This is a genomic window from Mucilaginibacter sp. A5337 (assembly GCF_059690695.1).
This window is the reverse complement of record NZ_JCAWEC010000005.1, coordinates 23,038-48,063: the sequence shown is the minus strand read 5'-3', so window position 1 is coordinate 48,063 and position 25,026 is coordinate 23,038. Positions and strand designations below refer to the sequence as shown.

Here is a 25,026-nt window from a genome sequence, read left to right as displayed (position 1 = left end):
GGATTTTTGCATTAGTTCAATAAATTGATCAGCAAATTTCTTATGCTTTTCTCATCGGCACCTGAGGCTGTTGTTGTACCTGGTTAAGCTCCAGCTGTTCAATAATGCCATTAACTACTTTCGGCAATTCTTTTACTGTTCTTTGCGGATTGTGCAGCTCACCTACGCCAAAACCACGCCACACCAATTTGCGTGACCTGGCATCCATAATATCGATGATCAGCGTGCCCTCTTTGTAAGGTACACGGGCGTAGCCGCCATAGCCGTAACCATATCCGTAAGGATATCCCCAGCCCCAGCCGCCATAGCCATAAAACGGACGGTAGCCCCAGCCGCCGCCCCAACCCCAGCCAAAACCCAAACCGAAGCCCGGATAGCCGCCGTAGTAAGCAGGATAAAACTCAGTTTTCATACCCCGGCCTGTAACTGTGGTGTAACTCACCATCAAATCGGGATTGTTTTCCTGAAATTTTAAACCTTTGTTTTCCAATGCCGATATCGCTGCATCCTTAACTCTTTCATCAGCCACTTCCTTTTTTACAACTGCGCCGGCTTTATTGGTCATGGTTGCAGGAGGTAGCCAGGCAAATGTACGGTAAGCGGATAAATCTGTTTTGTTTCGGGCTGCGGTGTAATAATTGTAGCTGCTGCAAGCAGACAAGGTGGCCACCAGCAAAAACACCAGCCCTGTATTAATAGTTTTTTTCATGACAAATTACTCCCTTTATTTAAAGCATTAGACTATGCAGGAAACAAAGGTTTAATTTATGTAATTATTTATTTAAATATGCCGAAAGAATACGCTTTATTAAAAAGTAACGATGTTTAGCTAAATTGTTACGACGAATAAAACAAACCCGGAAAGCACAAGCATCCCATACACAAGTATTAGCACAATGCTTGCACCATTTGTATAAGAAATATTGTCTTTATTAAATATTAAGGATTATTTATTTAACGCGGCTAACTGCGCGTAAACCTTTTCAGTAGGTAAGCCAACAACATTGGTATATGAGCCTTCAATGCGTTCAATGGCTATCAAACCTATCAACTCCTGGATACCATATGATCCGGCCTTGTCAAGCGGCTGATATTTGTCTACATAATTGCTGATCTCAGCATCTGAAAGTTTGCGGAAGAATACTTCGGTTAGGTCGTAAAAGTTATTGTAGCGCCCTTTATAAAGTAAACAAACACCTGTAATAACCTGGTGTACACGGCCCGATAGCAGTTGCAGCATTTCAATAGCATGTTCCCTGGTTTCGGGTTTACCTAATATCAGGCCGTCGATACAAACTATGGTATCAGCGGTAAGTACAACCTCTTCCCCTACCGTTTCATCAAATGCTTCGGCTTTTTTACGGGCTATGTGTAAAGCGACTTCGGGCGGGGTTAGCCCTTCGGGATATGATTCATCAACATCTTTGAGCACCACCCTAAAATCAACATCCATAAGCCTGAGCAGTTCCTGACGTCTTGGTGACTTTGATGCGAGAATTACGGGGGGGATAGTGTGCATATCTTTAGTTCATAGTTATTGGTTCATAGATCATGGTAACATCGGGTACTCGTGACTGTTTTATAGCAATCGCTTTATTCTATACCATATAAAAGGCCATGAACTATGAACCATAGCCCATAAACCAACCCTTACCAGCTATATGCCTGTTTGCTCATCCATTTATCCTGAACTTTGAGCACTTTCTCGATGATATCGCGGGCACAACCCTTGCCACCGCCATAAGGCGATACATAGGCGCTAACCGCTTTGATCTCTTCAACGGCATCGGCAGGGCAAACAGGTAAACCTGCAAGTTTCATCACCTCCAGATCGGGAATGTCGTCACCCATGTACAATACGTTAGTGGCAATAATACTTTTTTCTTCAAGATAGATCTTGAACCGTTGCGACTTAGTATGAGTCCCCATATAAACATCCTGGATGCCCAGGCTATTTAAACGATACATAGCACTTTTTGAGCGGCTGCCCGATATTGCACAAACATTGTAACCACATTTAACGGCCAATTGCAATGCATAGCCATCTTTAATGTTAAAGGCACGACTTTGTTCTCCCGATTCTGTTACGAAAACAGACCCATCGGTCAAAACACCGTCCACATCAAAAATGAGGGTAGTAATATCTTTTAATTTATTCAGGAACGATTCCATGGTTGTGATTACACCGATTTTTTTTGATGATTACACCGATTCTTTGAGGTGATCTCACCGATTTTTTGGATTACTGAATGTTTAACCCGTATTAAACTGCTAATTGCAAATTTAAAACTGCAAACCGCCAACTTAAAACTGCCAACTATTGATTATCGCGCCATTCGTATACCCAGGCCGATTGAATCTGCTCCAGGTGGCCTTCATTTGATTCGGCACGGGTACCTGCAAAATTAGGCAGGCTCAATACCCAGTCAAGCAGTTCAGTAAAACGGATACGGTATATTTTTGATTCGTCAAAATCGTCACCAAACTTTTCGTAAAGTTCGATGGCAATATCTTCATAATCATTCCAGTGAATTGGCAAGGCAAATTTATTATCGCTCATTTTTATTGATTTTACGTACTACCCGGGGTACGCTAATACGTTGTAAATTATACGTTTTATTTATTGTTTAAACGGATTGATGCAAATATTAGTGGCCTAAAAATTGCGACTGGTCAGGCAAAGTAACTTCAATATCGCCATCAACAATCACACACTGGCATCCCAGGCGCGAATTGATACGCGGATTAACAGCCCTGTCAATAAAATCCTCTTCCTTATCGGATATTTCCTGGATGTTATCCATACCTTTATTTACATAAACATGGCAGGTGCTGCATCCGCAAACGCCACCGCAATTGTGCTGTAATTCAATACCGTTCTCCAGGCATACGTCTAATACAGATTCTCCTTCGGCAATTGGCAACTCAACACTTTCGTGCCCTTTCTCCTCGAAATTGACCTTTATTTTATAAATGTTCATTTAGGCAAAAGTAACAAAATTACTCGTCTACCGTAAGCCCTTTATTGTTTTTGATAATACCCTGACTTAATAAATTATAAACATCCTGTAACATAGGCATATCGCTCAGCATCCGCATGTGCACAGCCATGGTGCCTTCATCATTACGCACCGCAGGGCCGGTTTGCACATTGCGGGGCTCTTGCTCCAATACTTTTTGGGCCGTTTCCAGGATCAGCGGGCGCAACATGCTAAACTCCATCTGATTTTGTGCCAGCAACTCCTGTGCAACACCGTACAAATAATTAGGAAAATTACAGGCAAACACTGCTGCAAGGTGCAATATTTTACGCTGGGCCGAGTTAACGGTATATACATTGTTACTGATGGTAAATGCAAGCTGCTTTAAATCAACAAGAACATGATCATCAGCACCTTCAAGACAGAGCGGGACGGATCTGAAATCAACCTCTCTTATCTTGCTAAACGATTGCAGGGGGTAAAAAACCCCGGCATTTGGAGTAAAAGCCAGCAAACTGTTCAAATCGGTTGAGCCCGATGTATGTACTATTAACTTTTTATGGGCAGATAGCGCTTTAACAACAGTCGTTATAGCATCGTCCTTAACCGAAACAACAAACAACCCTGTATCGGGGTTGATATTGTCAAGGTTATCGATAGCTTCAGCACCTACATGGTAGGCCAGCAAAGCAGCATGCTGCATGTTGCGGCTGTATATCTGCATAATGCGATGCCCGGCATTTTTAAAGGCTGCGGCCATGTGCGTTGCTACGTTGCCGGAGCCTATTATGGTTATGTTCATATAATCTTTACAATGGATATAATTATTTAACTAACTGTAGTATAAATATTTCTGTATTTTAGGAACCAACATCTAATACCGCATGAAAATACTTAAAGTAAGCATTATAATTGTGATATTTCTTGTCGGGGCCGCGTCATTAATACTATACGGCTTCTATAGATATAACAATAAAGAAACCAAAACCTTAACCGATGCCAGCCGCAAAAATATTCCCGGCAGCTTTATCAAATTAAGCCAGGGCGTAACCCATTATCAGCTTGAAGGTCCTGATAGCGCCCAGGTTATTATACTCGTTCACGGCTTTAGCGTACCTTATTATATCTGGGACCCAACATATGATTTTTTGATAAAAAAAGGTTACCGGGTTTTACGCTATGATATGTACGGTCGTGGCTATTCAGACAGGCCGGATGTTCCATATAATCAAGACCTTTACAATACGCAAATTCTTGATCTCATCAATCAGCTTAAATTAGGGAACAAAGTAAATTTAGCGGGCGTTTCATTCGGCGGAGCGGTAATAACCAACTTTACCTGCAGCCACCCTAACCTGATTAATAAAATAATTCTTGTTGATCCTGTATATGAGCAAAAAAAACCGGCGTCTCCGCAATGTTTTACCTTATACAACGAAGCCGTAAATTCCGACGAACGGGCCAACGGCCAAACAACTGACTTTCTTTACCCCAAAAATCATCCGGAGTGGATAAAACGTTATCTGCCACAAATGAGATTTAAAGGTTTCAGGAATGCGCTGGTTTCAACCATGTACAATTACCACCAGGATGGTAAGCAAAGTAATACCTGCCTCAATAATACCGGCAAAAATGTATTGTTGATATGGGGAAAAGCAGATAAAACATTGTCACCACGTTTTGCCGATTCTATTCGCAGCGTATTGAAGGTTGATTTTTTCCCTGTTGATGGTGCTGCTCATTTACCGATGATAGAAAAGGCTGATACGGTGAATGCTAAGATCCTTTCGTTTTTGAAGGGATGATTGGTAAAAACAGCCGAAGCCGAAGACTTACGAAGTTTTTGAAACTTCGTAAGTCTGCATTTTATTTTAGCATTTTTCCGCCCAATCAATTCCCTCAGCAAGCTTCGCCCTGCTAAATTCGATATGCACTACCCTCCTCTTTTTATTATTGGTAGTACGGTTTGACGCATGCATAAGCAATGGCCTCATGATCATGATACCACCGGCCGGTACGTTGCAACTTACTTCGGTTTCCTGTTGCCAGTCGATGTTTTCGGGGCGATAGATTTCTTTAAGATGTGAACCGGGCAGCATCTTCAAAGCACCGTTGCCTTCGTCGGTATCATCCAGATGAATGCGGATAGTGAAGTTATCCTGCAGGATATCTATTGGTGGCTGCACACCAAACTGGTTATGTTTAACTGTCCAGGGGCCATAACCTGCTATATCAACTTTGTTATCCACAGAGATGGTCAAATCCTGGTGCCAGGCTACAAACCAGTTGGATGATCCGGGCTTATCAAAATAAATAGATTTAACAGCAAAGTAATCATCGCCAAAAATATTGGAGATAACGTTTCTTAGCCTGTCATTAAATATAAGAGGAAACGCATCCGGAACAGCCTTCAGAAATTGCCTTATGGCAAATACATCATCCGTTTGGCGAAACAGCGGTCCCGATCTATCGGCCGACTCGATAACATCAATAGTGGCATTAACTTCGGCACCGGTATAAATATCCTCAATAACAGTAAACCCGTTATGAGCTATATGATACCGGAGCCCGGTTAAATCCATCTAACAGAAATTAAACTGTTTTAAGTTCTTTATTACGCCTTTGGATAGAAAGCAGGAAGCCGATCACCATAATGATAGTACCACTCCAGAAGAAGTTGATGTATGGGAAGCTGATAGCGCGCATCACAATCCATGGGCGCTTGTTTTGAGGCTGCTGATAAACTGTGATCTCAACCTTTTTATTCTCAGGATTGATCCTTGAAAAACGTAGCTTCAAACCGGCATCCTCGACCTTACGCGCAAAGTCAAACACATTCCCTCCCCTGATCATAAATACAGGCTCGGCATTGTACACTTTGCCGTCGCGGGCATGCACCTCGATATTAGCACCAATAGCTACATCATTGGCAGTAAGCGGGATGTTTTGTACGGTAGCCTGTTTGTTTAATGATTTAACCAGCATAAAGCCGTCGCGGTACCTGATGGTATCACCAATAGCCACTTCATGGGCTACGGGCTCATCATAGTTTTTATCATCATTACCTTCGTCATGCCCGGCTTCGCCCTGCATGGCAAAACCTTCGCTTGGAATGGCAGTAACGTGCGTATATAAATCATTTAACAGGTAATGTTTGGTATCAGGCGATGAAGACATTCCCGCATCACGGCTGGCTTGTACTTTGGGTTTAAGCACAAAGTTCTCCAACACTTTACCATTAGCATCATATTTTTTATAATCAACTTTGTAAAAATGGTATGGTGATGATATCGAGTCGCCAAGGTAAGTAACTGTATAATCACCCATTTTAACAGGTGTATTTTTGTAGATCATGATGTTTTCGCGGGCATTACCTGCTTTGGCATCAAAACCCTGAACGTTAACCACACCACTTGCATTTTCGGATACAACCTTGCTGGTACCTGCCGCTATCACTGCTCCAACCATTAACAAGCCAAAACCCAAATGCGCCACTGCCGAGCCTGCCAGTTTAAACTTACCCTTAAAAGCATCAACCAATACTTTGGCATTGGCAATAACCGAATAAACCGAACCGCACATCACGAGGTTGAAAACGAAATTAAGACGATAAACGCCGGTTAAATAAACAACAAGTGCCGTTACCAACATGGCAAACAAAAGGTAAACGCCTGTAGTAATGAAAAAACGGGTGATATCTGTCTTTTTATATTTCAGGAATTGCGTAAAGCCAGTAAGTAAAGTTACTACAAAGGCAAACGACGACTGGATCACGTTATAATGTTTAACAGCATCAGAAGGAGGTGCTATCTTGGTACCAAACATGGCGTTCCATACAGGTACTGAAGTTACCACAATCAGGTGGAAACATGACAATCCTAAAAATACCGAACCAACAAACATCCAAAACTCGCGGGAGTAGGTTTCTTCGTCTTTTTTAGTGATGGGCAGTTCTTTCCATCGCCACACCAAAACAAAAACAGATAATACAAGGAATATCAGGATGCCGATAACCAGCTGCCAGAACATACCCAAATCGGTAAACGCGTGCACCGAGCTTTCGCCTAAAATACCGCTTCTTGAAAGGAATGATGTGTACCATACCAGTACAAAGCTCAGCAACACCAGCATTGTAGCCGTAAAATAGGAGTGGCCTGTATTTTTAAATACGATAAGTACGTGCAATGCCGCCACCACAGTTAACCATGGAAATATCGAGCCGTTCTCTACCGGGTCCCAGGCCCAAAAGCCGCCGAAATTTAGTGACTCATATGCCCAAAACGAACCCATAATAACACCTGTACCCAATATCATGGAGCCAAATAAAGCGTACGATAACGCCGGTTGCACCCATTCTTTATAACGTTTTTGCCAAAGCCCGGCAACCGCATATGCGAACGGAACAACTATTGAAGCAAAACCAAGGAACAACGTTGGCGGGTGTATTACCATCCAGTAATTTTGAAGGGATGGGTTCATTCCCTGCCCGTCTTTAATAAAGTCGAGGTAGTTTGGCTGTGAAAATATAGGCGCTTCGATACCCGAATTACGCAGCAACAAAAACGGTGAACTGCCTATGCGCTGACCGAAGATATCAATACCCAGTACCATAGTACCCAATATCACCTGCGACAGGGCCACAACGGTCATCACAGGGCGCTCCCATGATTTAGCTCTTGCAATAAGCACATTACCTAAAACGGCCTGCCAAAAAGCCCAAAGCAAAAAGCCCCCCTCCTGTCCGTTCCAGAAACCCGAAACCAGGTAATAAACAGGCAATGAACGCGAAGTATAAGCCCAGGCATAATGATACTCAAAATAATGATTGTAAAGCACATAGAACAGGCAGGTGCCCATTCCTAAAATAGAGATGGAGTTTACATAGAAACCTAAACGGCCTAAACGCTGCCAGCTGCTGTCGGCCTTACCGGCATCATCTGTAGTAGCAAAATAGTAACTTATGAATGACAGCAGGGCTGCACCAAACGAAAGAACAATAAAAAACTGGCCGATTTGTCCCGGTAAAAGGTGTTCGCCCTTAAAAACTGTATTCATCAAAAATGATTAAATGCTGGCTTGTTTAGCCTTCGCTTCTGTAACTTCTAACTTATCCTGGGTATATTTTGATGGACATTTCATCAGGATTTTTGAGGCATGAAACTCGCTGCCAACCATCTGGCCGGTAAGTACCAGTTGCTCCGAACGCTCAAAGTCTTCCGGCTTGGTACCGGTAAAAACAACTTTACGCTCCTCGCCTTTGTTATCTTTCATATAAAATGAAAAATAATTGGCATCCTTAGTTGCGTCATAAACCATTTCTTTTCCCTTGCTAAAATGGCCTATTACATGTAGTTCACTGCTGGTTTGCTGCGCCTCGGCAAAGGTAGCATAGGTGCTTGAGCTTGAATAAACACTAATGATAACCGCTATGGCTATAGCGATAACAACAAGACCAAAAATTGCACTTTTTTTCATCCGCGGTTTATATTATTAAAATAACGATTTGCAAAAATACAAAACGTGCAGCTAATAATGTTTATTACAAGACATATGTATTATTTAGAATCATTCTTGATAGGTGAAAATTTGTCTGAACCCGAATTTATTGAATTTAAAGAATTATCAGAATGAATAGCAAATTCGGTAATCCATATCGCGACGATGTCCGATTAATCTTTTACAAATTGGGCTCTTCTTATAATATAATATCCCAAATATCCTCTATTCAATGTAAGTACAATGTATGAGGAGGTATCCACCTGCTTATCGTTAATTGCATTTACCCTTCTGTCAGTTTCTCCAAATTCCACTTCTACATGTGCCCTTCTTTTCGGGCCATCATGATACTTATGCCTGATGCTAACTTTAAAAATCCTTTCTTCTTTATCACAAAAAACATCATTAAAAAGCAACGGTATGGCAACGAACAATGCTCCTGATAAAAAAACACCTCCCCAAAAAGCTTTCATATCTTTAATAAGGAAAACGGATACTACTAAACCCGACAATACCCAAACCAAAACAACAGGCCAGCGTGAAACAAACGTATCATTAACTTTATCAAATGCGTAGAACATGGACAGGAACGATATGCCCCAAAAAATTTGCTCCGCTCTCTTTAATCTTCTGGCCCTTAATTGCCGTTCCTTATTCTTTTGCTGCTGCTGATTCTTGATTTTTTGGATAGCCTTATACACACGATAAATATGCGAAAATTATTTAATGCATAATCCCTAATCAACATTTAGCATTGCTATAAAACAAAAACGAGGTGAGCTTTTTCAAACCCACCTCGTTATATATAAAACTATTAAATCCTTAATTATGGCCAGATACCCAGGTTCTGATAAGACACCGCTATTTTATTAATAGCACCAACCATAGCTGCATTACGCAGCGTGCCGATCTCAGGATTGCTTTTGTAGATCTCCCTGATCTCGTGGTATGAACGGATCATGGTATCTTCCAAACCTGAGTTTACCAGCTCAAGCTCTGATGCGCCTTTAATAATAGTTGAACGTTGAATCGGGGTCAAAGCTACCCCGGTAATCCCCTCAACCATGTTTACCAGGTTAAGGTTGGAGTTTTCTTCAAACCTGCGGTTCATGCGGCCGAAAGCTACGTGGCTCAGGTTCTTTAACCATTCAAAATAAGACACGGTTACACCGCCTGCATTGGCAAACATATCAGGCACAATCATGCCGCCATTGGCATAAAATATTGCTTCGGCTTCAGGTGAGGTTGGGCCGTTAGCGCCTTCAACAATGATCTTAGCCTGTATGTTGCGAATGTTTGCTTCTGTAATTTGATTTTCGAGGGCGGCAGGCACCAGGATATCACATGGTTGCTCAAGACCTTCCATGGTATTGGTAAACTCTTGTACTGCAGCAGCGTAGCCTAAAATAGAACCGGTAGCCTTACGATGCTGGAATACCGCCTCGATATCTAAACCGTTCTCATTATAAATAGCGCCTTCAAACTCACAAAGACCAACAATGATCGCTCCCATTTCGGATAAAAACTTAGCCGAATAGTAACCTACGTTACCAAGGCCCTGTACAATTACCCTTTTGCCTGATAAGCCCGGCAGCAAACCGATCTTTTGCATATCCTCGCCAACGCTTACACACTCGCGTGTAGCAATAGCTACACCACGGCCGGTTGCTTCCCTCCTGCCGGCAATACCGTGCAAGGCGATAGGTTTACCGGTTACCGCCCCCATAGCATCCAGCTGACCGGGGTTCATGGTGGCATAAGTATCGGCAATCCAACTCATTTCGCGCTCACCCGATCCATAGTCAGGTGCAGGTACGTCAATGCTTGGGCCAATAAAGTTCTTTTTGATTAACTCAACAGTATAACGGCGGGTGATGTTTTCCAGCTCGCTTACCGTGTAATTTTTAGGATTTATTTTGATCCCGCCTTTAGCGCCACCAAACGGGACATTTACAATAGCACATTTGTAGGTCATGAGCGCGGCGAGGGCCATCACCTCGTCCTCGTTCACCATTTCGCTGTAGCGGATACCGCCTTTGGTTGGCGACTGGTGGTGCGAGTGCTCAACACGCCATGCGTCAATTACCTCGAAACCGTTGCCCCTGCGGATAGGAAAACGGAAGCGGTAAACACTGTTACATGATTTAATTTGATCAAGCAGGCCTGCATCGTGTTTGGTGAATTGGGCGGCATAATCGAAGTTTTTACACACGTCGCTAAAGAAGTGTGTTTCCTGGTCGGCAATCAAAATATTCGTAGCCATAACTATTGTATAAATATTAATCTCTTAAAAAAGTGAGCAAATTTGGTACAATTTTTATCAATATTGCAAATATTTCTTAGTTAGTGTGCCCTATACACCACCCAACACCGCCGTGAATAATATGTTTAAATTGTTTAAACATATTATTTGAACTATTTTTCGTTTTCGACTTTTTTTAACCGGCGGTCTATAGAAAACAGGTAAATGGCCAGGCCAACAAAAATTATGGAAATAGTTACCACAACTACGTAAATTTTTCCCGATTGGCGCAGGGCGTCGGCCATTTCAACTTGCTGGCCCTGCTGCGCGAAAACAGCGGTACAAAACGTAAGCAGTAACAATAAAAGCGTTAATTTCTTCATCTTAATTTATAGCGTTCTTCTTATTCTCAATTAAACGGATGCGGTAGCGGATGGTTGCTATCCAAAGGGCAATAAAACTCCAGCCCAGCATGGCCGGGTAAAAGGCTATCTTCATGCCGTTATCCAGGTCGTATTTACCAAATGCAGGGTTACCGCCGCTGCCGGGGTGCAATGAATCTGTTAAACGGGGCAAAACAAATATCAGCACGATCATGATCGGGAATGCGAATATGTTGTAGATAGCCGAGATCTTGGCCCGCTTCTGCTCTTCATCAATAGAGTTACGAAGCACCAGGTAAGCGCAGTACAACAAAAATGCAATGGCCGCACTGTTTTGTTTAGGGTCACCGCTCCAAAACTCGCCCCAGGTATATTTTGCCCAAAGCATGCCGGTTAAAAGGCCTAAACTGTAAAACAGCAGACCAGTGTTAACACACTCCACCGAGGCGAGGTCGTGCTCCTCTTTACCCGTTTGCAAGTACTTAATACTGAAATAAACCGATACAACAAATACCGTGAGCATCCCCATCCACATAGGTACGTGGAAATACAAATTACGGATGGTTTCGTGAATAATTGGCAGCCTCGGCGCTTTAAAAACCAGGCCGGTGTAAAAGGTAGATAGCACCAGCAAAACAGCCGCAACCTTCCACCATGTTTGATAAATAAACTTCATATGATTTGTACAGGCAAAGGTAAGGAATTTTCATTGTCATTATCCATCAGGTCATTGAGTCATTATCTCTGCAAATAAAAAAATGACTTAATGACGCAATGACCTAATGACCAAACTAATCCCCCGGCTCATAATCCACCGGCAGCAGATCGCCGAGCTTTGCTTTTGACCATGAACCCTCATAAAGCGGGCTCGGGCTTGATACCACAATACCATTCATATCAAAAGCTATATAGCCTGAGTATTTGGTCATGATACTGGTTTCATAGTTGGGCATATCCAGCGGATGGTAAACATCTTTAAATTCGGTGGTTTCCTCGCGCTTGGTATAAACAACGTATAAAAAGTGAGGAAAAGTAAGCGCATAGATGCCATCCTGCGGGGTTTTACGCAGGATCTCAAATTCCTGGTAAGGCAGCTTCGCGAGGTTTTCCCGGTACCATTTGGTCATTTTCGACAGGTTATAATAACGCATAGCTGAATCGCGTGGGCCCTCACGGTACTTTTTCATCTTCTGCATCAACACGGCTTCTTCGGGCCGCTCGGGGTTAATTTGCCTTGTAAAATCATGCGCCTCAAATCCCTCTTCTTTTAGTTTGCCTTTATAAAGCGAACGGTAAAAATGCTGGGCCGATCCATAATAAGCCTGCTCGCGTTTTTGTTTCCAAAGCTTCTTCTGAGCAGCACTGCCGGGCAGGTTTTCGAACAGGGCACTACCTGAATAAGAGATAGTATGCTCAATAGCATCATATAAAAAGTTTTTCAGCAAAAATTTGGTGCGATAGCCCAGCGCCAGGTTCTCTACCACTAAAAACTCATCGCCTGATGCTTCCAGTTGCTGTTTCCCTCTATGGTAAATTATATTAAGGATATGCGGATTGGTAACTTTACACTCCTTGCCGTTTTCAGTATCGCCAACAAATTCCTTCCTGAACAGTTCGTAGTTCTTTTTCCAATCGGCACTGCTGCTGATCACTACTTCGCGCAGCATCAGCACCTTTTGGTTAACCTCGATACTCAATTTTGCAGGTTCACGGCCAACCAGTACAGTTGTAGAATATTCTTCAATACTTACGCCGGTAACCACCAACTGGTATTGCCCCGGCTTTACACCAGCCAAAGTAAAAGTTCCATCCTCTGCTGTAGAAGTGCCGTAAGTGGCATTATTTAAAAATACGCTGGCATTGGCTACCGGGCTTTTAGTATCAGCCCGCACCACCTTACCTGTGATAGTACCGGTTTGTGCCGAAACAACAAGCGGACATAAAAACGCAACAAGCAAAAACCAATAAAAACGCATTAAATAAAATTAGGATATTTTTTCAATCTACTAAAAAACACATTTTTTATGAACGGTTGATGAATTGTTGTTGTATAATTTTTGTTGCGGTGGGTTTACCTGAACCTGAATCAATTTTATGTACTAAAGATTTTTTTGGATAATAGCAGAAAGGGCAAACAGATCAATCGCGCCACAAATAAGGGAAAAGTAACAGTGCCGTAGCTATAACAATGGCGTTGATAGCACACAAAACGCCGATATTGCCATAAAAGAAGCTTCGGTCTACCCCATCCATAGCGCTCTTACTCAACTTAATAAGCACCAGTATAACCGGGATGATAACCGGAAAGCTTAATATAGCCATCAATGTACCGTTATTGCCAGCCTTTGATGCAATGGCCGAGATCATGGTAAATACAGTTGAAAAACTTACACTTCCTAATAAAACAGCAAGAAAATAATACAGCGGGTCGCCAAGGGTATTAGGGAAAAACACTTTAAAAATCACCAATGCCAATGTGCTCAATAAAGCCATCAGCAAAATGTTATAAATTGTTTTAGAGAGGATAATGGCCTGAGGACTGGCAATGGAATAGTAGTAGAGTAACCGGCTTTTACTTTCCTGCATGAAGCTTTTGGCTATGGCATTTACCGATGCAAACAGCATAATGATCCAGAACAATACGTTCCAAACTATTGCGTAACCACTACTGTTTGAAAAGCCGGGATTTAAATTAAGGGAAATATAACAAACAAAAACTGTTGAAACCACATATAGCAAAACGCCATTAAAAGCATATTTAGACCGCCACTCCAGCAAAATTTCCTTTTTTAGCAGGTACCAGGTTTCGTTAATAAGTTTCATGACCGCAAATGTAATAATTACCCGCGAGTGACGGCGGGGATTTGACAAGCTAAAAAAATTAGCTTAATTTTGAATACAATATACCAATTACCTATGCCCATAGCTTATTTCCGCACGCCGGTTGGCATTGCCCGCATTACCGAAGAAGATGGCTTTATAGCATCAGTATCGATACGGGACGAGGAATATGAAATTGAACCTGCTCCCACTCAGTTATTGCAAACAGCTATTGACCAGTTAAATGAATATTTTGCAGGCACAAGGAAAGATTTTACTTTTCCGATAAAGCAACAAGGCAGCGAATTTCAGCAACAGGTTTGGGACGAGTTATTGCGCATTCCGTATGGAACAACCATTACCTATGCCCAGCAGTCTAACCAAATGAGTAATCCCTTAGCTATACGTGCAATAGCTTCTGCTAATGGCCGAAACCACCTGTGGGTTGTAGTACCATGTCACCGGGTAATAGGCTCAGACGGCAGCCTTACAGGTTACGCAGGAGGCGTTTGGCGTAAAAAATGGCTACTTGAACATGAGGCAAAGGTGCTGGGCGTTGGGCAAACCAAGCTTGAGTTTTAAACATCAACCCTCAACAACCTCGATATTTTCTCATGCAGCTGATACGGTTGGAATGGCTTCGAAAGCACATCATTCATCCCCGCCGTTAAAGCCTCCTGCTGCTCATGGTCATAACTTGCGGCCGATAACGATATAATTGGCGTGCTCCGTTTGGGCTCCTCAAAATCAACCCTGATGGTTTTGGCTGCCTGGTAACCGTTCATTTCGGGCATGTGGGTATCCATTAAAATAATGTCGTAATCTTTATTGGTGAGTTTCTCAATAACCTTGCGGCCATTATCAACCATCTCAACCTCTACGTTCCAATCCTTTAATATTTTCGAGAGCATGAACTGATTTACCATATTATCCTCGGCCACCAGTACCTTTATGTTGTTAAATGGCGGCAGTACCCTGTCTTTCTTAGGCGTTAACTTATCTTTAGGTTTAAGACTGATGGTATACCAGTTTACAAAATTGAAAGTGCTGCCCCTGCCTACCTGGCTGCTTACTGTAAGCTCGCCCCCTTTTAATTCGGCAAGCTTTTTCACTATAGTTAAGCCAAGACCGGTACCTCCATATTTACTTACGGTATCTTCTTCGGCCTGTTCAAATGATTCAAAGATCCGGTTAAGCCTGTCGGCCGGGATCCCTATACCGGTATCCTCAACGCTGAACTTTAGTTTTACCTTATCATTATGCTTTTGAAGTACAGTGATCTTAAGCTTTACATATCCCCTTTCGGTAAACTTAAGAGCATTGCTCAATAAGTTCATCAATATCTGATTAAGGCGCAATGAATCAAGCATAAGATATTGCGGTACTTCCTCTTCAATATCGAGCAAAAATTCGATATCATTTTCGTCGGCCTTAAACTTAAGCAGGTTGAAAACTGAGTTTACAATATCGTAAACATTATTTGCGGCACGTACAATGCTGAATTTGCCGGCCTCTATCTTCGAGATATCAAGCACATCGTTTATCACACCTAATAAAGATTTTGACGAAGTATCGAGCAGATCGAGCATGCCTTTTTGCTGATCGGTTAAGTTTGTTTTGCGTAAAAGCGATGTAATGCCAATAATGCCATTAACCGGTGTACGCAGTTCATGGCTCATGTTAGCCAAAAAAGTTTCCTTTACCTTTTTGCTGTACTCTGCGTTTTCTTTTGATTTGATGAGCTGCTCCTGGTAACTTTTTTGCGGAGAAATATCGCTGATATTGATAAAGATGGTTTTATTGCGGTAAGCTGCCCGGCATTCTACCCAAATTACCCTTTTATCAAAAGTTTCGAACTTAAACTCAAAAATGGCAAAGCTCAAATTGTCTTTAATGATCTCGCCCAGTTTTTTTCGAAAGGCTGTCCTATGATCATCAATAGCCAGGTCGACGACGCTTTTATCAATCAATTCTTCCGGCTTAAAACCCATTATTTTTTCGACCGTTGGGTTTATATTCGCAATGCGGAGGCTCTGCGCATCAACTGAAGCAATGATATCGGCCGAGTTTTTTACCACAATGGCATAATCCTGCAGCACATCATTCTTTTGCTTTATTTCGGCCTGGTTACGGGCCAGTTGTACAAATGAATCAACCTTGGCCGATGTGATGTATGGATCAAGCGGTTTATAAAGGTAATCAACAGCCCCGGTACCGAGACCTTTAACCGCATACTTGGCTTCTTTTGAAATAGCCGTTACAAAAATCACCATGATATCTTTGGTACGCGGATTTGATTTAAGCATTTCAACCAGCTCAAAACCATCCATTTCGGGCATTTGCACATCAACTAATGCTATAGCGATATTGGTTTCCCAGGCTATTTTAAGGGCCTCGTTTGGCGATGTTGTAGAAAATATTTTGATATCATCGCGTTTAAGCAATGCCTCCAGAGCAATGATGTTCTCTTCTCTGTCATCAACTATAAGAATATTAACAGGGGTCATTTAATATTTATTGGGGTTGGTGATTGTTACGATAGTAAAAGCTTAAAAATCTCATCCTGTGTTAAAACATATTCAGCAGCGCCTAAATTTATAGCTGCCCTTGGCATTTCGGCCATTTCTGCATCGCCCGGCTCCTGAGCTATAGTAAGGCTACCGCTCTTCTTCAACTTTAATAAACCTTCGGCGCCGTCCTGGTTGGCCCCCGAAAGCAATATGGCGATACATTTATCACCATAAACTTCGGCAGCACTTTCAAAAGTAACATCTATCGATGGTTTTGAATACCATACCGGTTCCGAAACATCCAGGCTAAAATAGCCGCCTTCCTCAATTAGCGTATGGTAGTTTGCAGGAGCAATATACATGGTATTCGTTGTAAGAATATCCTTGTCTTCAATTTCGCGCATGTACATACGGCTATTTTCAGCAAACAGTTTTTCTATTTCGCTGAAAAAATTTTTTTTTCTGTGTATGATAAGGATTACGGTTTTTCCCAGTTTTTCGGGAAGATCTTTTATGATCCGGAACAAAATTTTGAACGAGCCTGCCGATCCGCCAAATAACACTATCTGGGCGTCATGCCATCTTTCCAGTAACTTTTTATCAGGTCCCAACTTTTTGATAAATGTTTTCCTTTTGGTTGATCACCTTAAACTTACTTTTAAACGAATCGGACCGGATAGTTTCTTTGCTGCCAAGGCATAAATACCCCAACGGGCAAAGGCTTTTGTAAAACAGGTCAAGGATCCGCTCCTGCAGAAACGTTTCAAAATAAATAAAAACATTCCGGCAGCTTATCATCTGAAACTCATTAAATACCGTATCAGATATTAAATTATGTACTGAAAATAACGTATTCTGCTTTAACTCATTATGTATCGATGCAGCATCGTACAAAATAGTAAAATGATCGGTAATTGAACCCTTTAAACCAGTGTATTGATAGTTTTCGGCATAACTTTTTATGTTGCGTAAACTGTAAATACCCTTACGGGCCTCCCTCAGCACCTCGGTATTGATATCTGTACCATATATGAACGACTTTTTACCCAACCCTGCCTCGTTCAGCAATATGGCCATGGAGTATACCTCCTCGCCTGTTGAGCAGCCCGCGCTCCAGATTTTAGTGTGCTGATAGGTTGAAAGGTACGGAACAACCTGGGTATTAACCGCACGGTAAAATGAAGGATCGCGGAACATCTCGGTTACGTTAACCGTAATCTCCTCCAGGAAATTCTGAAAAAACTCAGCGTTATTAATAAGCACGTGTTTAAGGTCATAAAACTCAAACTTATTGAGCAGCATGATGCGGGTCAACCTCCGTTTTAATGATGCTTTGGTATAACCCGAAAAATCAAACCCATGAACCTTTCTTACAATATCAATAAGTTCATGAACCTGTGCATTTGATATAATTCCCCCCGCTGTATCCATAACTAACGTTCAAGCCATAGCTGCATCAATGAAATAAGTCTGTCCATATCAACCGGCTTGGTGATATAATCGTTGGCGCCGGCCGCTATGCATTTTTCGCGGTCGTCTTTCATTGCTTTTGCCGTTAATGCTATTACAGGCAACTTTGCCCATTTGTTTTGCTTGCGGATATGCCTGGTGGCCTCGTAACCATCCATTTTAGGCATCATGATATCCATAAGCACAATATCAATATCTTTTACATCTTCCAGTTTTGCAATGGCTTCTTCCCCGTCGTTGGCTATCTCTACATTAAGGTCATAAGTTTGCAGGGCGCTGCTCAGCGCAAAGATGTTTCGCATATCATCATCAACAATAAGCACTTTTTTCCCCTTAATGGCTTCCTTACCTTTAGTTAACGTTTTAGGTTTAGCAGGTGCCACAGGTGAAGCCTGCGGCGTTGTGGTATTGGCAGTTTCACTAATCTTGTTGAGGAACAGGTTAACCTCGTCAATCAGCCTGTCGGATGATTTATTGGTTTTAACCACCATGGCATTGGCATAATGCATCAACCTGTTTACTGATGTTTTATCAAGTTCCATTGCGGTATTGATAATAACCGGCAATGCAGCAAACCGGTCAACTTCCTTAATCTTATCCAACAGATCCAGGCCCGAAATATCAGGCAGGTTAAGGTCAAGGATCACGCACTGATATTCGTTTTCATGCAGCATCCTGAATGCCGACTCCCCGTCAAAAGCCTGATCTACAGTGATACCCTGGCTTTGCATCAGATCTTTCAGGGCCTGGCTTTGGGCTTTGTGATCTTCAACCAGCAGTATCTGTTTAAACCTGGTGCCACTTTGTACCATGATATCAGCAAAAAGCTTATCCAGCGTTTCGGTATTGATAGGCTTTTTCATGAAGTTGATTGCCCCTTCCTTACGCACACGGTTTGCAGCAGCATCTCCGGCAGACATCAGGTGAACCGGGATATGCATCGTATCTTCGTGGTTCTTCAACTCTTTCAGGATCTGCCAGCCATCTTTACCAGGCAGCATGATATCCAGTATTACTGCATCCGGCCTGGCATCCTTAACAATTTCAACTGCGCGGGTGCCCTCATATACCATAATTGATTTATAACCATGGTCGCGGGCGTAATCCTGCAATATGTTGGCAAAATTTTTATCATCTTCAACAATCACTACCAAAGGCTCTCTGCCCGGATCTCGCGGTCCGGCTTTAGCCGGCGCCAAAAATTCGGCAGCTGCCTTAAAGGTTTCTGTGGTTGGCAGTATCACGTCTTCAACGGTAGCCACAAGTTTTGCTTCATAAGGTACAGTAAGCACAAACTCACTGCCGATACCCGGCTCACTGCTCAAACTTATGCTGCCGCCCAAAAGGAAAGCGAGCTCCCGGCTTATAGATAGGCCTAAACCGGTACCGCCGTATTTGCGGCTTGTTGAGCCATCGGCCTGTTGAAATGCTTCAAATATTACTTTCTGCTTATCGGCAGGGATTCCTATTCCCGAATCCTTAATGGCAAAACTGATGGTTTTATCTTTTGCACCCGGCCTTACATTGATAGCTATAGAGCCATTCTCAGCCGTAAACTTAAATGCATTACTTAACAGGTTTTTGACTACCTGCTCAAGTCGTACCTTATCGGTAAATATGGTTTGCGGCAAATCCTTGGCTATACTTGTGGTATAATTGATTTTTTTGTTGCTGGCCACTTCGGCGAACAGCATTTCCATATCGCCTACAATATCCTTTACCTTAATATCCTCATTTTGCATATCCAGCTTGCCCGATTCAATTTTTGAAAGGTCGAGGATATCATTGATCAGGGTAAGCAAGTCGTTGCCGGCATTGAAGATCACGCTGGCATATTTAATCTGATCTTCAGAAAGGTTAGCAGGCTTGTTATCTTTAAGAATACGCGCCAATACCAGGATACTGTTAAGCGGGGTACGCAGTTCATGGCTCATGTTAGCCAAAAACTCCGATTTATATTTACCAGTTGTTTCCAGCTCTTCAACTTTAAGGTCAATGGCCCGGCGGGCCTCTTCAATGGCCTGGTTCTTTTCTTCAAGCAGGCTGGCTTTTTCTTCCAGTTCGGCATTGGTGGTGCGAAGCTCCTCCTGCTGTACGCGGAGTTCTTCTTCGGATGCCTGCAATTCCTCTGTTTTTTGAACAAGTTCTTCGTTAGTGACACGAAGCTCCTCCTGTTGAGCTTCCAGCTCTTCGGCCTGTTGCTGGGTTTCCTCATACAGGTCGTGCATAATGGTACGCGCCTGCGACGTATTAACAGCTATACCGATATCACCGGCAATCGCTAAAAGATATTCCGATTTATTTTTTGAAATCCCTTCATTAAAAGCAACCTCCATTACCCCTTTTAACTTTTTATCAAAAAAGAAAGGTATAATAAATGATTCGGCCAGTTCAGTTTTTAATACTGATGATGAAAGTTCAAGCTTATCATTCAATTTGCCTTTTACAACCGCGGCCTTACCGTCTTTAGCTACCTGGCCAAGCCAGCCTTCGCCCATTTGAACCGATTTTTTAACGAAATCAGGATTGTGGAAAGCATACGAAGCATAAAGTTCCAGTTTTCCGTTATCTTCATTAAACAGGTAAAACGTACCTGTAGCTGCATTTGTATAGCCACAAACTTCAGATAGAATATTATTTGCCAGTTCCTTTTCAACCTGCTGGCCCTGCATTTTTTCATTGAGCTGGCCGGTACCGGTGAGTAGCCAGTTTTTAGCTTCATTATCGGCAAGTACTTTTCCAAGCTCAATATTGGCAACACGAATTTCTTCTTCAATTTTCTTTTGCTGATCAAAAGTTTTTTGGATGTAGAAGAACAATACCAATATAATGATCAGGAAAATAATAGAACCGAAAATAATGATGAGCACAACCCTGTTGGATGCCGTCTCCGAACTTTTTTTACGATCCTGTAAAAACTGGCTTTCTGATTTGATAATATTGGCTATGATCGATCTGATCACGTCCATATTGTGCTTGCCATTCAAAAACATATCGTTTTGCACCATAAAGTCCAAACCTTTGGCCTCGCGGGTATCAATATCTGTTTTTAATATAGCGCGCTGCGATGATACTAATGATGTTAACGAATCAATACGGGCTTGTTGAATCAAATTGTCTTTGGTAAGATCTCTTAACTCCTGCAGGTCAACACCAATACGGGGCAGCGCTTCGTTGTATGGGTCAAGAAATGCTTTTTTGTTGGTTGCCCCGTAACCACGCATCCCTGTTTCGGCATCAATTAAATGCTGCAACAGGTTATTTGACGAGCGAATAACGTTTTGCGTATGATCAACCCAAACATTATCATCCTCAAACTGGCGGATACTGGTGTAAGACAAAACGCCAACTATGAAAACAAGTATAATTGATACCACAAAGCCCGCTAAAACCTGCTGGCGAAAAGAAAATTTTAACATTAGGTATTCGTATTAATCTGAATTACAAATATGTTTAAAAAAAAGCTGTAATGTTAACATTACAGCCAATAAAACATACCAGGAATATTAATTTACTGCGGTAGTATCTGTAGCCGTTGGTATAAAAACCTTTGGTTTACTACTCAAAGCCCCAATCAAAGCCAAAACCGGACCGGCAAACATTACATACCAACCCCACTGAAATTTAAGCTGACTGGTTAAAAATTTATTGATACCCTTGAACGGTATAAAACTGAATGCCGAATTTACTTTCATAATGGCGGCAACCAGCAAGAGCACAACAAGCACCACCGAAAGCCAGGCAGCAACACGCATAATTTTAGCCTGGTTAAGGAACGATACAATGATGCCAACAACCGCTACCAGTAAAAGCACCAGGCCATACGGCTGGTTAAGCTTATAAATATTCCAGCTGGTTACGTGGAACACCCGCAGCAGAGGGCAATAAGTTGCTGCAAATAGCAGGGCAAAGCCTACAAATGATAAAATTGAGCTAAGGCGCATATTTAGGTTGTTATTTTTGAGTGATCTCCATTTTATCGGCAAAGTGGGCGCAGTAGTCGCGCAGGTCTTCTACTATATTTTTTTCGCCTGTTGCACGTAAAAAGCTATCCCCCATAGTTTGCAGTGTTTCGTAGAAAAAGCGTTTCATTTCATCAACAGGCATGTCCTTTGTCCAAAGGTCGATACGCAGGGTATTCTGGTAGCTCTGGTCCCAAAGGGCAAGCATCATTGATTTTACAGGCAGGGCCTCTTTGTTAGTTGAATCGGTTGATTCCCAAAGGATATGTTCAGGAACGTTATTATCATCAAGCGTAACGGTAAGCTTTATTTCAGCGGTTTTCATTTCAAATTTTATTTAACAAGTAAGAATATAATAATAACCAGAACAATGAAGAATGTCTCCACCATCCATATTTTTTTGGTTTCGATAAAAAAGTTGCGGAACATGATATCAATCACAAAAACCACAAAGGCAAACAGTAAAAAGATCCAGCCTATTGTGCCTCCCCAATGTTCAAGCGGTCGGCCGGCTATGCCAGCTCCATAAATAAAAACATAGGCTGCTACCGCCACCAAAAACGCGGTAAAAAAGTTTAAAGGGGTAAATCTGAATTTCATTGATTAGGCTTAGTGTCTTTTTTTGCTTTTGGATGATCGGCCGCTACCCTGCCTTGCCGCCTTTGAGCCGTATTTAGCTTTATCCTTATTGGCATCAAACTTTTTACGCTGGTTAAGGGATTTCTTTTCGTGGAAAGCCCCTTTAAAATCGGGATCTTCTTTACGTTTTTGAGTATCTATTTCCCGAGCCTGATCCTGGCGTTCCTCATATGGGGTCTCCTCAATAAACACATCATCGGGAATATTTTCAACCGGGATGGTTTGCTTGATGAGTTTTTCAATTTTGCGGATATAATATTCTTCGGATGGTGTAGCAAAAGTAATGGCCTCGCCCGATTGCAGCGCGCGGCCCGTACGGCCAATCCTGTGTACATAATCTTCATAAACCACCGGTACATCAAAGTTAATTACGTGACTTACATCGCTCACATCAATCCCACGCGAAGCTACATCGGTAGCTACCAATATCTTCACATCATCGTTTTTGAATGAATTGATGGAGTTGATACGTGTATTTTGTCCCTTATTGGCATGAAGTACTTTCACTTCCTCTTCGCCAAATTTGCGGGTAAGAAATTTAAACACATCTTCGGCCACTGCGCGGGTTTTGCAAAAAACAATCAGTTTGGTGATCTCTCCCTCGTTATCGAGCAGTTTTTTGAGCAGGTTTATTTTGGTTTTGATATTGGGCACATGATATAAATGCTGGTTAACCGTTTGTGCCGGCGTAGCCTGTGGGGTAACCTCAATAACCGTTGGGAACTCCAAAAAGTTGGCCGAAAGCTGGTGCACCTTCTCACTCATGGTAGCCGAAAAAAGCAGGTTTTGCCTTTTCACAGGTACCACTTCCAATATGCGGTTTATCTGGGGCATAAAGCCCATATCCATCATTTTATCGGCTTCGTCAAGTACCAGCACCTGCAATGGTTTGGTCATGATATGCCCGGCAAGGTAAATATCCATAAACCTGCCCGGTGTTGCCACGATAATGTCCACACCTTTTTTTACCTGCTCTATTTGTGTTTTAGGGCCGAGGCCTCCGTAAAGCAAAACAACCCGTAAATCAGTATAAGCGGCAAAAGCCCTGATATTTTCCTCAATCTGCATGGCCAGCTCGCGTGTAGGCGAAATGATCAAAGCCCGGGCATGCTCTCCCTGTGCATATTTCAGCTTCATGATGATGGGCAATACATAGGCTGCCGTTTTACCAGTACCAGTTTGCGCTATACCCATTACATCCTGCCCGTTCAATATAGGAGGAATGGCCTTTTGCTGGATAGGCGTAGCTTCCGTATAACCGGCATCGGCTATTGCGTTCAAAATTTGCCGGTTAAATTTAAAATCATCAAAGGTTACTGCCATGCCGCAAAGATAGGCTTTTTGTTGAAGTAGGAACAATGCCCGGAACACGGCGGTGTCAGGAATTTAATAGAAGCAGGAAGTCAAGAATCAGGAGGCAAGACGGTTGGGTAAGAGATAAAAGAAATTAATATGATTTTATTGGCGTATGCCAAATAATTTAATGCATAATGGGATAAGTCCGCAGGAGATGGCAATGAAAATGGCAACCCTTACATAGTTGAGTGTTTGCCAAAGTGCAGTCCTGTTCAACAAGTCTGTTGAAGGAGCCTGTGTCACTGCCATTTTCTGAAAATTAATAATATTAGGGGCAAAGAACGATAATGTCCACACCCTAACGGCGATATGAACTGCAAACAAAATTAAAAGCCAGTTTTTGACAGGGTCAATTTTCCAACAGAAAACGAGGGCAAGAATAAATGTGATTTCGTGAAAAGAGTGTAATCCGATCCAAAAACTTTTAAGGCTTGCGCCTTTTCCATCCAGCAGAAGTTTAAAATTATCTGGCGGCGAAACCGTCCATTTGGGAACAAAAACAAGGGTTTCAAAAATTTGCGCCCCGTTCATCAGAAAGTAGATAAGCGTAGTGGTGCAAAGCCATATTTCGGCCCTTGCCAGATAGTTTGAAGTTATATTTTCCATTGTTATCATTTGTTATTTAACTTTTCTGCTGTTGTTTTCATTATAGCTGTTGCTTCTACAAAGTAGCGCTCAATAGTTTGAATTTCGCCGGGTGAGAAAGTTGAAATGAGTTCAGTGGTTTGCTGTTGCAGTTCATCAAAGAGCGGCGTTAGAAGCTTCATACTATTTTCAGCATTAGGAACGATGATTACCTTCCTTCTGTCGTCTTTGGTAAATTGCCTTTTCAACAACTTCTTTCTCTCCAAGCGATCAATCAAACCGGTTACCGCGCCGGTAGTCAGTCCGGTTAGCTTTGAAATCTCGCCTGCTGTTATGGATTTGTGCTGCAGTATCAGCCCTAAGTATTTGTGATCTGTGCCTGAGAGTCCGGCTTTTCGGGCTATTGCTTCGTGCATAAAGATAGAAGCATCAGAATATTGCCTGCTGGCTGCCCTGAATTGTGATAATAATTTATCTTCAATATTTTCCCTCATTATCTAAATATCTTAGTTACAAAGATATTTATTTATTATACAATAATGCAAATACTATTGCGCAATTCCATTAGTTTAAAAAATTTCG

Annotated in this window: 27 protein-coding genes; 2 read left to right on the top strand and 25 right to left on the bottom strand. The window is 42.2% G+C overall.

Going from position 1 to position 25,026, the window contains the following annotated elements:
* Positions 1 to 40 precede the first annotated feature (40 nt).
* From AC59JO_RS17500 to AC59JO_RS17475, 6 genes are all read right to left on the bottom strand, one after another.
* Complete coding sequence (locus AC59JO_RS17500) at positions 41 to 709, bottom strand: DUF4136 domain-containing protein (RefSeq protein ID WP_413667184.1); 669 nt, start codon at positions 707 to 709, stop codon at positions 41 to 43.
* A gap of 237 nt (positions 710 to 946) precedes the next feature.
* Complete coding sequence (locus tag AC59JO_RS17495) at positions 947 to 1,519, bottom strand: Maf family protein (RefSeq protein WP_497306810.1); 573 nt, start codon at positions 1,517 to 1,519, stop codon at positions 947 to 949.
* 131 nt (positions 1,520 to 1,650) lie between these two features.
* Positions 1,651 to 2,172 carry a KdsC family phosphatase gene (locus tag AC59JO_RS17490; RefSeq protein ID WP_091211302.1) on the bottom strand — a complete coding sequence of 174 codons (522 nt, stop codon included), beginning with the start codon at positions 2,170 to 2,172 and terminating at the stop codon, positions 1,651 to 1,653.
* 145 nt (positions 2,173 to 2,317) lie between these two features.
* A complete protein-coding gene (gene iscX, locus AC59JO_RS17485; RefSeq protein ID WP_121227630.1) occupies positions 2,318 to 2,560 on the bottom strand; it encodes a Fe-S cluster assembly protein IscX in 243 nt (80 codons plus the stop codon).
* An 88-nt stretch (positions 2,561 to 2,648) separates the two neighbouring features.
* Entirely contained in the window at positions 2,649 to 2,981 is a 333-nt protein-coding gene (locus AC59JO_RS17480) for a 2Fe-2S iron-sulfur cluster-binding protein (protein WP_091211301.1), read from the bottom strand.
* Between the two features lie 19 nt (positions 2,982 to 3,000).
* Entirely contained in the window at positions 3,001 to 3,783 is a 783-nt protein-coding gene (locus tag AC59JO_RS17475; protein WP_497306807.1) for a Rossmann-like and DUF2520 domain-containing protein, read from the bottom strand.
* Between the two features lie 82 nt (positions 3,784 to 3,865).
* Between AC59JO_RS17475 and AC59JO_RS17470 the strand changes: the two genes are divergently transcribed.
* Positions 3,866 to 4,786 (top strand): alpha/beta fold hydrolase, encoded by a 921-nt coding sequence (locus tag AC59JO_RS17470; RefSeq protein ID WP_413667181.1) that lies wholly within the window; start codon positions 3,866 to 3,868, stop codon positions 4,784 to 4,786.
* A 66-nt stretch (positions 4,787 to 4,852) separates the two neighbouring features.
* Here the strand turns inward: AC59JO_RS17470 and AC59JO_RS17465 are convergent, their stop codons facing one another.
* The 9 genes from AC59JO_RS17465 to AC59JO_RS17425 form a co-directional block, all read right to left on the bottom strand.
* Entirely contained in the window at positions 4,853 to 5,563 is a 711-nt protein-coding gene (locus AC59JO_RS17465; RefSeq protein WP_413667180.1) for a phytanoyl-CoA dioxygenase family protein, read from the bottom strand.
* 10 nt (positions 5,564 to 5,573) lie between these two features.
* A complete protein-coding gene (gene ccsA, locus AC59JO_RS17460) occupies positions 5,574 to 8,036 on the bottom strand; it encodes a cytochrome c biogenesis protein CcsA (protein WP_497306804.1) in 2,463 nt (820 codons plus the stop codon).
* A 9-nt stretch (positions 8,037 to 8,045) separates the two neighbouring features.
* Entirely contained in the window at positions 8,046 to 8,456 is a 411-nt protein-coding gene (locus AC59JO_RS17455) for a cytochrome c maturation protein CcmE domain-containing protein (protein ID WP_090524409.1), read from the bottom strand.
* A 194-nt stretch (positions 8,457 to 8,650) separates the two neighbouring features.
* Positions 8,651 to 9,058 carry a hypothetical protein gene (locus tag AC59JO_RS17450; RefSeq protein WP_497306801.1) on the bottom strand — a complete coding sequence of 136 codons (408 nt, stop codon included), beginning with the start codon at positions 9,056 to 9,058 and terminating at the stop codon, positions 8,651 to 8,653.
* Between the two features lie 245 nt (positions 9,059 to 9,303).
* Complete coding sequence (locus AC59JO_RS17445) at positions 9,304 to 10,740, bottom strand: Glu/Leu/Phe/Val family dehydrogenase (protein ID WP_497306799.1); 1,437 nt, start codon at positions 10,738 to 10,740, stop codon at positions 9,304 to 9,306.
* 152 nt (positions 10,741 to 10,892) lie between these two features.
* Positions 10,893 to 11,102, bottom strand: coding sequence for a CcmD family protein (locus AC59JO_RS17440; protein WP_091211293.1), 210 nt, complete (start codon positions 11,100 to 11,102; stop codon positions 10,893 to 10,895).
* A 1-nt stretch (position 11,103) separates the two neighbouring features.
* Entirely contained in the window at positions 11,104 to 11,778 is a 675-nt protein-coding gene (ccsA, locus tag AC59JO_RS17435) for a cytochrome c biogenesis protein CcsA (RefSeq protein WP_243480982.1), read from the bottom strand.
* 115 nt (positions 11,779 to 11,893) lie between these two features.
* Positions 11,894 to 13,078: a carboxypeptidase-like regulatory domain-containing protein gene (locus tag AC59JO_RS17430; protein WP_413667176.1), complete on the bottom strand. Its 1,185-nt coding sequence runs from the start codon at positions 13,076 to 13,078 to the stop codon at positions 11,894 to 11,896.
* Positions 13,079 to 13,241: 163 nt separating this feature from the next.
* Positions 13,242 to 13,925 (bottom strand): heme exporter protein CcmB, encoded by a 684-nt coding sequence (locus AC59JO_RS17425; RefSeq protein ID WP_413667175.1) that lies wholly within the window; start codon positions 13,923 to 13,925, stop codon positions 13,242 to 13,244.
* A 93-nt stretch (positions 13,926 to 14,018) separates the two neighbouring features.
* Here AC59JO_RS17425 and AC59JO_RS17420 point away from each other — a divergent pair, with 93 nt between their 5' ends.
* Complete coding sequence (locus AC59JO_RS17420) at positions 14,019 to 14,504, top strand: methylated-DNA--[protein]-cysteine S-methyltransferase (RefSeq protein ID WP_413667174.1); 486 nt, start codon at positions 14,019 to 14,021, stop codon at positions 14,502 to 14,504.
* On the opposite strand, the gene AC59JO_RS17415 is transcribed toward AC59JO_RS17420, so the two are convergent.
* The 10 genes from AC59JO_RS17415 to AC59JO_RS17370 all read right to left on the bottom strand — a co-directional run bounded on the left by AC59JO_RS17415 (position 14,501) and on the right by AC59JO_RS17370 (position 24,938).
* On the bottom strand, positions 14,501 to 16,429 hold the full coding sequence (locus AC59JO_RS17415) for a hybrid sensor histidine kinase/response regulator (RefSeq protein WP_497306795.1): 1,929 nt from the start codon (positions 16,427 to 16,429) through the stop codon (positions 14,501 to 14,503). The two genes, AC59JO_RS17420 and AC59JO_RS17415, sit on opposite strands and share 4 nt — an antisense overlap.
* Before the next feature lie 26 nt (positions 16,430 to 16,455).
* Positions 16,456 to 17,043 (bottom strand): chemotaxis protein CheB, encoded by a 588-nt coding sequence (locus AC59JO_RS17410; RefSeq protein ID WP_497306793.1) that lies wholly within the window; start codon positions 17,041 to 17,043, stop codon positions 16,456 to 16,458.
* Positions 17,033 to 17,863: a CheR family methyltransferase gene (locus AC59JO_RS17405; protein WP_497306791.1), complete on the bottom strand. Its 831-nt coding sequence runs from the start codon at positions 17,861 to 17,863 to the stop codon at positions 17,033 to 17,035. Before AC59JO_RS17405 ends, AC59JO_RS17410 begins: the two co-directional genes overlap by 11 nt.
* A 2-nt stretch (positions 17,864 to 17,865) precedes the next feature.
* Positions 17,866 to 21,321 carry a response regulator gene (locus AC59JO_RS17400; RefSeq protein ID WP_497306789.1) on the bottom strand — a complete coding sequence of 1,152 codons (3,456 nt, stop codon included), beginning with the start codon at positions 21,319 to 21,321 and terminating at the stop codon, positions 17,866 to 17,868.
* 87 nt (positions 21,322 to 21,408) lie between these two features.
* Positions 21,409 to 21,846: a hypothetical protein gene (locus tag AC59JO_RS17395; RefSeq protein ID WP_413667169.1), complete on the bottom strand. Its 438-nt coding sequence runs from the start codon at positions 21,844 to 21,846 to the stop codon at positions 21,409 to 21,411.
* 10 nt (positions 21,847 to 21,856) lie between these two features.
* Complete coding sequence (gene gldC / locus AC59JO_RS17390; RefSeq protein ID WP_091211281.1) at positions 21,857 to 22,189, bottom strand: gliding motility protein GldC; 333 nt, start codon at positions 22,187 to 22,189, stop codon at positions 21,857 to 21,859.
* An 8-nt stretch (positions 22,190 to 22,197) separates the two neighbouring features.
* On the bottom strand, positions 22,198 to 22,464 hold the full coding sequence (locus tag AC59JO_RS17385) for a hypothetical protein (protein ID WP_091211280.1): 267 nt from the start codon (positions 22,462 to 22,464) through the stop codon (positions 22,198 to 22,200).
* A 9-nt stretch (positions 22,465 to 22,473) separates the two neighbouring features.
* Positions 22,474 to 23,826 (bottom strand): DEAD/DEAH box helicase, encoded by a 1,353-nt coding sequence (locus AC59JO_RS17380; RefSeq protein ID WP_497306786.1) that lies wholly within the window; start codon positions 23,824 to 23,826, stop codon positions 22,474 to 22,476.
* A gap of 135 nt (positions 23,827 to 23,961) precedes the next feature.
* Positions 23,962 to 24,465: a transposase gene (locus tag AC59JO_RS17375; protein WP_413667167.1), complete on the bottom strand. Its 504-nt coding sequence runs from the start codon at positions 24,463 to 24,465 to the stop codon at positions 23,962 to 23,964.
* Between the two features lie 5 nt (positions 24,466 to 24,470).
* Positions 24,471 to 24,938 carry a MarR family winged helix-turn-helix transcriptional regulator gene (locus tag AC59JO_RS17370; RefSeq protein WP_497306784.1) on the bottom strand — a complete coding sequence of 156 codons (468 nt, stop codon included), beginning with the start codon at positions 24,936 to 24,938 and terminating at the stop codon, positions 24,471 to 24,473.
* Between the last annotated feature and the right edge of the window lie 88 nt (positions 24,939 to 25,026).